Origin of the sequence: Methylotenera sp., assembly GCF_013141425.1 — a bacterium.
In the GTDB taxonomy this organism is placed as follows: Bacteria; Pseudomonadota; Gammaproteobacteria; order Burkholderiales; family Methylophilaceae; genus Methylotenera.
In genome coordinates this window covers 1-10,191 of record NZ_JABFRA010000023.1, presented here as the reverse complement: position 1 = coordinate 10,191, position 10,191 = coordinate 1, and the positions used below count along the sequence as shown (strand labels likewise).

General features: G+C 44.1%; 11 protein-coding genes. All 11 read left to right on the top strand.

Translation table 11 applies throughout. The annotated features are described in order from the left end of the window. The first annotated feature begins 105 nt into the window (after window positions 1-105). Entirely contained in the window at window positions 106-1,050 is a 945-nt protein-coding gene (locus tag HOO90_RS02290) for a hypothetical protein (protein ID WP_292839057.1), read from the top strand. Window positions 1,051-1,055: 5 nt separating this feature from the next. Beyond that, the gene (locus HOO90_RS02285; protein ID WP_292839055.1) at window positions 1,056-2,090 is read left to right on the top strand and encodes a vWA domain-containing protein; all 1,035 of its coding nucleotides are present in this window, start codon (window positions 1,056-1,058) and stop codon (window positions 2,088-2,090) included. A 38-nt stretch (window positions 2,091-2,128) separates the two neighbouring features. Next, window positions 2,129-2,656, top strand: coding sequence for a hypothetical protein (locus tag HOO90_RS02280; RefSeq protein ID WP_292839053.1), 528 nt, complete (start codon window positions 2,129-2,131; stop codon window positions 2,654-2,656). Window positions 2,657-2,664: 8 nt separating this feature from the next. Further along, a complete protein-coding gene (locus HOO90_RS02275; RefSeq protein WP_292839051.1) occupies window positions 2,665-3,690 on the top strand; it encodes a VWA domain-containing protein in 1,026 nt (341 codons plus the stop codon). Then, window positions 3,687-4,199: an SRPBCC family protein gene (locus HOO90_RS02270; RefSeq protein ID WP_292839049.1), complete on the top strand. Its 513-nt coding sequence runs from the start codon at window positions 3,687-3,689 to the stop codon at window positions 4,197-4,199. The genes HOO90_RS02275 and HOO90_RS02270 overlap by 4 nt, the downstream gene beginning before the upstream one ends. Before the next feature lie 362 nt (window positions 4,200-4,561). Next, the gene (locus tag HOO90_RS02265; protein WP_292839059.1) at window positions 4,562-5,578 is read left to right on the top strand and encodes a MoxR family ATPase; all 1,017 of its coding nucleotides are present in this window, start codon (window positions 4,562-4,564) and stop codon (window positions 5,576-5,578) included. A 112-nt stretch (window positions 5,579-5,690) separates the two neighbouring features. Continuing rightward, entirely contained in the window at window positions 5,691-6,545 is an 855-nt protein-coding gene (locus tag HOO90_RS02260; RefSeq protein WP_292839047.1) for a DUF58 domain-containing protein, read from the top strand. Continuing rightward, window positions 6,542-7,588 carry a hypothetical protein gene (locus HOO90_RS02255; protein ID WP_292839045.1) on the top strand — a complete coding sequence of 349 codons (1,047 nt, stop codon included), beginning with the start codon at window positions 6,542-6,544 and terminating at the stop codon, window positions 7,586-7,588. Before HOO90_RS02260 ends, HOO90_RS02255 begins: the two co-directional genes overlap by 4 nt. Window positions 7,589-7,592: 4 nt before the next feature. Then, window positions 7,593-8,615: a VWA domain-containing protein gene (locus HOO90_RS02250; RefSeq protein ID WP_292839043.1), complete on the top strand. Its 1,023-nt coding sequence runs from the start codon at window positions 7,593-7,595 to the stop codon at window positions 8,613-8,615. Window positions 8,616-8,631: 16 nt separating this feature from the next. Next, window positions 8,632-9,234 (top strand): hypothetical protein, encoded by a 603-nt coding sequence (locus HOO90_RS02245; RefSeq protein WP_292839042.1) that lies wholly within the window; start codon window positions 8,632-8,634, stop codon window positions 9,232-9,234. Between the two features lie 61 nt (window positions 9,235-9,295). Beyond that, window positions 9,296-10,191: VWA domain-containing protein (locus tag HOO90_RS02240; RefSeq protein WP_292839040.1), on the top strand; the 896-nt coding region annotated here is incomplete at its 3' end.

Below are 10,191 nucleotides of genomic sequence, written 5' to 3'. Positions count from 1 at the left end.
AAATATTATAGCTAAGTGCTTAAAAGAAGGCACACGCGCACCATTTTTTTTAGAAGATAGCTTTCAGGCCGAGCAATTAACGCGCCATTTACTGGAGGCAAATTGATGCGTTATTTCTATATTTTATTGGCAATTTCAATCTTAAGTACCTCAAAAGTAGCCGCTACAACAAATACTTCTGTTGGCATTGTGCCGATAAAAATGCAGTCCAACACTTACGAAATTGGCTATCAACTTGGTGATATTGCTTATCAAACTATTAATATTATTACACCAAAGGGATATCAGTTTGATGAATCTTCATTGCCTGCCAAGGGCAAGGGTGCCGCTAATATGGAGCTTCGGAACGCCACTTGGCATAAGCATAATATCGGGAATTCAAGCCAGCATGTCATTCAATTAGAGTGGCAGATTTTTCGAGTGATGCAAGAAACGCGATCCTATTCATTAAAACCGCTCGATTTAAAATTCCGCCCCAAAATAGCTAGTCAAAAGGCGTTGACTGTACATGTGAATGCGGCGCGTGTATTGGTGTCGTCGGTATTGCCAACCAGTATGGATGAAGCGCATATCAAGCCACGTCTAGATGCTATGCCACAACCACGTAACACAGGCCCAATTGTTCTCACCTTATGTCTTGCAGTTGTCGGTTTTTTACTCTCAATGTTGTATTTTGCCTGGCATTTTGATTGGCTGCCAGCAAGACTCACCGCTTTGTTTGTTGAACCTAAGCCATTTAGAAAAGCTTATCGTGAAATTAAGCACTTGAAAAAAGAAGTGAAAGGCAACGTGGATACTTCGGCTCAGTTAACTAAAGCGATGTGTGTGTTACGGCGGGCTTGTGATGCGAGTGCTGGAACAACATTAAGTTTAGAAAGAATTGGATTGTTATTTGCTAACAATGGCAAATATGCCGCTAAACGGGCAGAAATCGAAAGTTTTTATGCGGAATCAGAACGCACATTTTTTGCTGGTAATTCTAGCTCGTATACGCTTTTTCAACTTAGCCAGCTAAGTCGTCAACTAATGAAACTTGAGACGGGATCTTAAGTTGTATGAATTTTGTAAATGATATTTTGCGGAGTTTAGGCTGGGAAACCTTAGGCCTAGAAAACTGGGGTTTAGAGAGTCCAGCCTACTTACTATTACTTCCATTGGCTTTGTTTCCATTACTGGTACGCGGGCACACGGCCTTTGCTTATCCATCAATTGCAAGGTTGCCAATCGACTCGCTTTCTAAATGGTTAGAACGGCTATGGCGAATTTTAGGAGCTTTAGCCATTAGTTTTATTATATTTGGCTTGGCTGGTTTTTACTGGGCTAGTCACACCATTGAACGTGTAGGGCGGGGTGCACATATTATGCTGGTGCTCGACCGAAGCGCCAGCATGAACGATAACTTTGCGGACAATCCCGTTGAAGGGGAATCTTCCAAAATGGCAGTAGCGCGCCGTGTGTTACAAACTTTTGTTGGTAAAAGTCGTGAAGATTTGCTCGGTATGGTTACTTTCAGTACCTCGCCCATATTAGTTGCGCCACTGGGAGGAGATCGCGAGGCTGTGTTGTCAGCACTAAAGGCTACTGATGCAGGTGGTATGGGCTTTACTGCGGTCGCCCGTGGCTTGGGTATGGCGCTAAGTTATTATGAAGGGAAACCTGTTACAGGTGCTCGCGTGGTGTTGCTGGTGTCTGATGGTGGTGCGCATTTAGAAAGTAAAACACAAGACATGTTACGCAATATGTTTCATCGGCAAGGTGCATCGTTGTACTGGATATTTTTACGTTCAGCTAATGGTGCGAGTTTGTCCAAGCCACTAGAAGAGGGGCATGATGATGCATACCCAGAATACCATTTGCATAAGTATTTTGCATCGATGGGCGTACCTTATAAAGCCTATGAAGCAGAAAACCCTCAGGCTGTAGAGCAAGCAATGGCCGATATTTCTAGATTAAAAAATCAACCCGTACTCTACCAAGAAGCTGCACCAAGACGTGATTTGTCGGCGATTTTTTATTGGCTGGCTTTGTTATGCACATGTGGCTTATTTGCTTTTCATTTAACGGAGGTTAAACAGTGGCGAGCCGTCTAAGTACTTTCTTTTTGAGAGCTTTTCCATGGATGTGGCTTATGTTAGTTCTATCTGTATTAGGCCTATTCTGGAGTGGGCAAGCGCTTTATAAAGCGAATCTATATCATCAGCACCTTGAAAATAAAACATTGCAAAATGGCGCTAGTCCAGATGCGGTTTTTGCGGATGCAGTCTATTGGGCGAAACGCAAAGATACCGAAAAAGCTACAAAGTTTTATACCCTTGCTATTGCCAGTCATGATAAATACATCCGTAAAGTGGCGCATTACAATATGGCAAATCTATATTCCCGTGAGGCTTATTTAATATTAGACGCTTCGGGTCTGGAAGCTTGGGATAAAGTCACACCGCTACTTTCAATTGCCAAAGAAAACTACCGAGAAGCCTTACGTTTAGCGCCTGATTGGATGGATGCTAAATATAACTACGAATTAGCGCTACGCTTAGTGCCAACGATTGAGAGTAAAGGCCCTAGCAATAGAACAGAGGATGATGACCTTAAAAACGAGAGTATTCCTCAAGATGGATGGCCCGCAATCCCTGGTTTTCCACGTGGAATGCCATAAGGACGTCCATGAACTGGCGTAGTAAATTAAATATTAAGCAACTTGATTGGCGTGATCGCTTATTGTTAATTGTGCTATTTCTTCTCTGTATTTGTCTGCTAAAACCTCAGGCGAGTCTTCCAAGGCGTGTGTTTGACTGGTATGTGGTGCTGGACATTACTCAAAGTATGAATGTACGTGATATGGAAGCAAATGAAAAAGCGGTGAGTCGTTTAGAAATATCTAAACGTGCGATTCGGGAGTCCTTACGTGCCATGCCTTGTGGATCACGCGTGGCGATTGGCTTATTTACTGAGCGTGACACAACTACCATCACACACCCCATGGAAGTTTGCGCTCATTTTGGCGCGTTGGATGAAACTATTGCACATATTGACTGGCGCATGGCTTGGGCGGCAGACTCATTTATTATCAATGGCATATTTAGTGCGGTAGCTCAAACGCCAAAGCTGGATAAAGAAATGCGTTTAGCATTTATTAGCGATGGTCATCAAGCTCCGCCAATTAACCCAGACTACGCACCTAAATTTGAAGGTAAAGTTGGAGCGGTTAGGGGTAGTCTGATTGGTGTTGGTGGCAACACCCCAGCGCGTATCCCTAAGCTGGATGAAGATGACAATATCACAGCATACTGGGAGCTAGAGGAGGTGATGCGATACGCTACCTTTGGTGTAAACAGAAAGACACTTTCCGCATTGGATATGGAAAATCAGCATGGTCGCAATGCGCCGCATGGTAGTAACCCCGCCGAAACAACGAAAGCGCATCTTTCATCGTTAGACGAAAATAATTTAAAAGAGTTAGCTAAAGTCACAGGACTTAATTACTTAAAGCTAAGCGATACCAGTTCAATTGCAGCAGCACTTACCAATAAAAAAATGGCCACATGGCGAACCAGTAATACCGATTTACGTGCTTGGTTTTCCTTCCCCGCCATGTTATTACTAATACTGTTTTATGTACCCACCAGTTTTTTACAAAGACTTTTTAAGCAGTTTATTCAACCACACTTAACAAATAGGAAAAAAGGATGAAATTAATATACACGCTAATCTTCTCAGCTTTGGCAATGCCAGCTTTCGCTCATGGCCCAACGCCACAAAAAACCGATCAAATGCATACGGTTAAGGCTAGCCCCGAGATCGTTTGGAAATTACTAAGTGATCCATGCGCTATTAAAAACTGGCATCCTGATGTTGCTGACTGTCAGTCATCAGACCCGAAAAAACGTACCTTAACCCTTAAAAATAACAGTAAAATTGACGAAGAGGTTGATGAGATATTACCTGCTGAAATGTCGATTTCCTATCGAATCGCAGGTGAGATTGATATTAAAGCACTACCAGTTAGCTCACTTACTGGACGTATTAAAGTAAAAGCCGAAGGTGCTGGATCTAGCGTTTCATGGCTTGCCCGTTATTATCGCGCCGATACTACTAATGAGCCTCCAAAAGGCTTGGATGATGAGTCCGCACTAAAAGCTGTGAATGCCTATGTGAAGGCTGCTTTAACTGGATTGGATAACCCGACAGCAAAAAAGTAACATCCCCCACTGAAAGTTCAAAGAATAAAACTTCGCAGAAGAATACTTCTTGGTGGGGCAACCTAAAGCACAGGTTTGGCTTTTAATTCTTGGATAAGTTAGTAGTGATTGTTGATAAGCTGCTAATTTGAAGTTGTTTGATTGTTGCTCGCTAACACTGGCCAGCAACAATCAACCATTGGCCCATAAAAAATATCCAATCTGGACTACTTCTTGTAGCCAATATCCCAGTATAAGTCGGGAATTTATCCCTAAATTAAACACTGTCTTTCACGTCTAATAGCAGCACAAATAAAAGTTATGTCGCAATGCTCGGCACCTTTAGAGATGCTGACAAGTGGCTAAAAAATATAGGGGTTGCTATGTTGGAAAACACGCTTGAAGATTGGCGAAATCGTGCTTTAACTTATGAAAATGAACTGAATGCCACGATAATTGGTTTGGCACCAGCGATTCGGTCTTTGGTGATCGCGATTTTTGCACGTGGACACGTATTGCTTGAAGGTAATGTTGGTGTTGGTAAGACCACGCTGTTACGCGCCGCAGCACGTGGGCTAGGTGGAGGTTATCAACGGATTGAAGGCACTATCGACTTGATGCCGCAAGACCTAATCTATCATACTTATATCGATCAAGATGGTAAACCGCGCGTAGATCCTGGCCCAATTCTCGGACAGGGTGAAAATTTATCGGTGTTCTTTTTTAATGAAATCAACCGGGCACGTCCTCAAGTACATTCGCTATTGTTACGGGTGATGGCAGAGCGCAGTGTTACAGCGTTTAACCGCGAATATTATTTTCCACATCTATTAGTATTTGCAGACCGAAATGCGGTAGAAAAAGAAGAAACATTCGAGTTGCCAGGTGCAGCACGCGATCGTTTTCTGATGGAGCTGGAAATCAACCCAGCCAATACTAGTAGCGTTCATAAATCATTGACGTTTGACACGCGCTTTCACGATACCGATAAATTAATCGAACAGGTGACTGCAGGCAATGTGGGGTTTGATGCGCTTACGCCGTTTGCGCCAGTCATACAAAACTCTGTAACTGCTGGTGATGCAGTACAAGATTTCGTCGAGCATTTACGCCGCGCAACGCATCGTCCTCAAGATTATGGTATTCAATTGTCAGAAGTGGATATGGATGAACTGATGATTGCAGGAATGGGGCCACGTGGCACCAGTATGCTAGTGCGTGCAGCTAAGGTTTCAGCTTGGTTGGACGGCCGTTTAGAACTGGCACCACAAGATGTAGCCGCAGTATTTCATCAAGTGGTGGCGCATCGGGTTTTTTTCACGCCGATATATGAGTTGCAACGTAATTGGCTGGCTAAGGCTTATACACAGGCTATTTTGCATAGTGTTCCTACAACATAATTTGAGACCGTAGTATGAAGTTAGTTTGCACATTCGTACCTCTGGCACCTTACCTGCCGGCATTCACCTTGTTAGAGCGGTCCGTGACCGCGATAGCTATAAAGATTAACTAATGCCACAGCAGCCCTTAATTCATTATCACGTTCGTTGGCGCCCATCTGGACATCAGCCTGGCGCTAGCCGCGGCATAGTTGCAGGTATAGGTGATCAATTACGCTCTGTAGTGCTATTACGCGACCATCCAGATCCCCGCCGATTGGATTTACGTGCCAGTGTGCGCGATCCATTTGCTAATATTTGGGTGCGTGACTTTAACTTAAACTCTGCATTGAAAGTGATTGTGCTGGTGGATACTTCTGCCTCAATGGGCTATGTGGGGCAAGTGAACCGTATGCATGTTGCGCAAGAAATTGCCTCTCAATTGGCATTATCAGCCTATCGTTCGGGGGATGCTTTCGGCTTGTTTGCCGCAGGTGAAGCCATGAACAAACAATGTATGCTGCCTCCCAAAGCCAATCGAGGTGCCTGGCTGTGGGTGAATCACCATTTTTCAAAACTAAAACCGCAAGGTCAGCATGCCAATGGCTTATTTGCTGCAGTGCCGTATTTGCCGCAGCGACGCTGCTTAGTATTTCTGATTTCAGATTTTCGCTGGCAAGCAGGTAAATTAAAACAGTTATTAAAAAAAATGGCGCATCACGATGTAGTGCCAGTCATGCTTCAAGATCCCGCAGAAATGGATGCACTACCAAAAAGCGGCATTGCTATTTTGCGTGATACAGAAACTGGTGCGGCGCAGTTTGTGTGGATGCGCGAGAGTTTAAAAAAACAAATGCAGAATTTACGCGCACAACATGTGCGCAATGTTGAAGAAGCCAGTCGCAAGTACGGTAACAAACCCTTTGTTGTAAAAGGTGAATTCAGTTCAGCACTTTTAACCAAGTATTTTATGGAGCGTAGCGCATGATGAAAGTTAGGTTTATGTTGTTACTGACTTTGTACTTAATAATTCAAAACACATTTGCTGTCGCGGCTCCTGTAGTGACAGGGAATAAAGTAGACTCAGCGTCAAAAATCAAAGTTATCATGCGTGATAACGGTTATACGTTGGGCGACATTATTGCCATGCACGTAGAGTTTAATTTGGCCAAAGGCTTGGTGTTTGACCCTAATAGTGTGCCCCTAAACGGCCCCGTGAATAATTGGTTGGATTTACGTGAAGTAAAGATGGTTGAAGTAAAGAATGCTGATGAAAGCAGTAACATTAATATTGATTTTAGCTGGCAAGTATTTGGTACGGTGGAGCATGCACAAACGATTAAAATACCTGCCATTCAATTACAAACGATCCCCGCTGATGACGACGCTAATGCCAGAAATACGGCGAATAATAAACCTTTAGCGATCACAATTCCTGCACAGGGCTTTAGATTGTCACCTGTGCTGCCACCTACGATTACCGAAAATACCCATCGACCCTATGCGCCACCATTGCGTTTTGACACACGCACGCCTTTAACTATTGGTCTTACCTGCTTAATCTTGGGTTTGTTATGCGGCACACTCTGGCTATGGTTGCTCGATAAAATTAGTTGGTGGCCACGCAATCCTGGCCCAATTGCTAAGCTATCGCGCCAGTTACGTATGTTAGGGGTGGCGCAACAAGCCACGTTCAATATTGATAATATTCGTAGCATACACAGCGCCCTAGCAAGTAGTGCAGGGCAGTCGCTTTATCCTAACTCGTTAGAAAACTTGTTTGACAAGGCACCTTATCTGGCGGCGGATAAGGCAGAAATCACACAGTTTTTTCTTCAAACTTGGGCCTTATTTTTTGAAAATAAACGACAGTTAACAATTGATTCAATCGCAGTCGCTGACACGCTCAAATGGATAAAACGTGCTGCTGTGGCGGAGCGTTTATTTCGTGCGACACAACTAAATGTAAGTTCGACAAAGTCCGCACGTCTAATAGCAAACCATTCGGTAAATGGCGCTATAAAAGCCTAATGTGATGAATGCAATCCATTTCTTTAAACCAGAATTGCTGTGGCTATTACCTTTAACGCTCTTACCATTGGTCAGCTATGGCGTTAAGCAATTTAACTATCCTGGCTTAGAAGACTGGCCCAAAGACTTGCTATCGGATTGGTTGCGTTGGGGTGTGCGTGCTTTAGCAGTTTTAACATTAATTAGCTTGATAATCGCCGCCGCCGCGCCATTTACAGAGGGCGGCACTGTGATACGGGTGGGTGAAGGGGCCGAGATTGTGGTGGTGTTAGATCGCAGTGGTAGTATGTCTGAAAATTTGCAGGCAAACGACCAAAGTGTTAACGCAAAGCCTATCAGCAAAATAGAAGCCTCGCGTAAGGTGTTGCTTAGGTTTATGGAGCAACGCCCTGCCGATACCTTTGGCGTAGTGGCGTTCAACGCCGCACCCATTAGCGTTGCGCCGCTTTCGGCTGATAGAGAATTGGCCAGAGCAGCATTAAAAAGTGCAGAAAGTAACAGTTCTGGATTTACCGCTCTAAACCGTGCATTGGCCATGGGTTTAGACTATTTTAATGGCAGGCCATTTACAGCTACACGTTTGGTTATGCTGGTTTCCGATGGCGATGCGGTGATTGAGCCAGAAGATCGGGTAATTTTAAAAAATCTATTTAGGCAATATCGCGCCAAGTTGATTTGGGTGTATGTGCATGCAGGTGTTGAGAAGAATATTCTAAGCTCTGTGATTGCAGGTGATAACGAATACATCCCGCAAGCGGAGTTAGATCAAGTTGAAATTAACCAAAATGTGGCCATGAACCGCTTATTTGAAGATCTAGATATTCCTTACCAAGCATTTGAGGTGAATAGCGAGGCGGGCCTACAGCAAGCGGTGGCAGAAATTGAACGTTCAACCAATAAACCCACGCGTTATGAATATCGCTTGCCACGTCAAGATTACGCCATTTATTTTTATCTGCTCGCTATGCTGTTATTAGGTGCGTTGTTTTGGTTGAAGCAGATTGAAATTAGAGCATGGAAGCCATGACATTGGGGTTAGCGAAATGACAACAAAACATAAAATACGCCAGAAATTACTTGACCACCTTCCCCAAGCTTTATTGGTACTGATGGTGTTGTTTATATTAGCCGCCGCCTACCAATTCAGCTTATGGTGGAAAGCGCAGCAACTCAACCTTGCCTATGACAATAAATCGATACTCAAGCAGCCGCTAAATCATCGTGAGTATTTGCACGCGTATAGTATTGGTTATTTACTCGCAAGTCAGAATAAACCCATAGAAGCCGCGAAGGCCTTCAATATTGCCGAAGTCACAAAAGATCCAGAGTTACGTGCCCGTGCAAAATATGCCATTGGTAATGTGCATTTTGAATCGGTCATTGCTTCGTCCAATATTGAAAAAGGTGGCTCACATCGACGTGCGGTCGAACGCGTCTTACTTGCGCGTGAAGCCTACAAAGGCGCATTGCGAATTAAGCCAGATATGTACGACGCACGCTATAACTTGGAGTTGATTGACAGACTTAGCCCAGAAAAACGTACTGAAGGCTATGAAAATTCGCCTGATGGAACGATTGGTTTACAGCCCTATCAGCAAAATGGTACGGCGCTGATGAAAGATAATACGCGCAGAGGTTTGCCTTGAAAAAATTGAATCTATGTCGCCTTGTCTGCCTGAGTAGCTTAAATTTTTTTGGTGATTTTTAATGCGCCATAACGTAAAACATTGGTGGGGACACTTCCGCGTCCATTTACGGCATGGCATACAAAACGGGGCGATATTCTATTTATTGGCTGGCTTAGTGTTATTGCCTGTGTGGTTTGAACCGCAAATGCAATTGCAAAGCGTGGTGCAAGATACGCTGTTTGTGGTTGATATCAGCGAGAGCATGAACGTGCGCGATGTAGATTACCCAAAACCACAGACCGACCGACTCACACTGGCTAAGTTAGCGGTGCGTGAAGGCATGTCAAGTTTACCTTGCGGTTCGCGAGTTTCGGTTGGGCTGTTCGCAGGGGATGAATCAGTAGTACTGTTCGAGCCATTAGAAGTCTGCCAGCATTTTGCCTCAATAGAAAAGGTTGTGTCAGGGCTAGATAGACGCATGCGCTGGATAGGTGATTCGTGGGTCACCAATGTGCTTACTGCATCAATTATTGAAGCGCAGAAAAGAAAAATGAATTTGGTGATGATTACCGATGGTGATGAAATGCCACAGCGTTCAGCGCCGATTGTGACAGAGTTAGCTAAGCTAAGAGGCAAAATTAAAGGCTTGTTGTTAGGAGTGGGTGGCGATGCTTTACAGCCTATTCCTAAACTCAATCAAAAAGATGAAATTATTGGATACTGGACGCGCGAAGATGCCGTACTAGAAGGCAATCACCCCAATCTACTTCCTACCGTACGCGCATTAGCCCCTGGAGAACGCGCACCAGAAGGCATGCTGGATGAAGTCACTGAACATATTTCATCTTTCAACAAGGTGTTCATGCAAGCACTCTCTCAAGCTTCTGGCTTTGAACTGGTTCGCATTGAAACACCAATTGATGCAGTGAAAGCGCTTAAAAACAGCACTTATCAAAAACAAGCCATGGCCGAGCG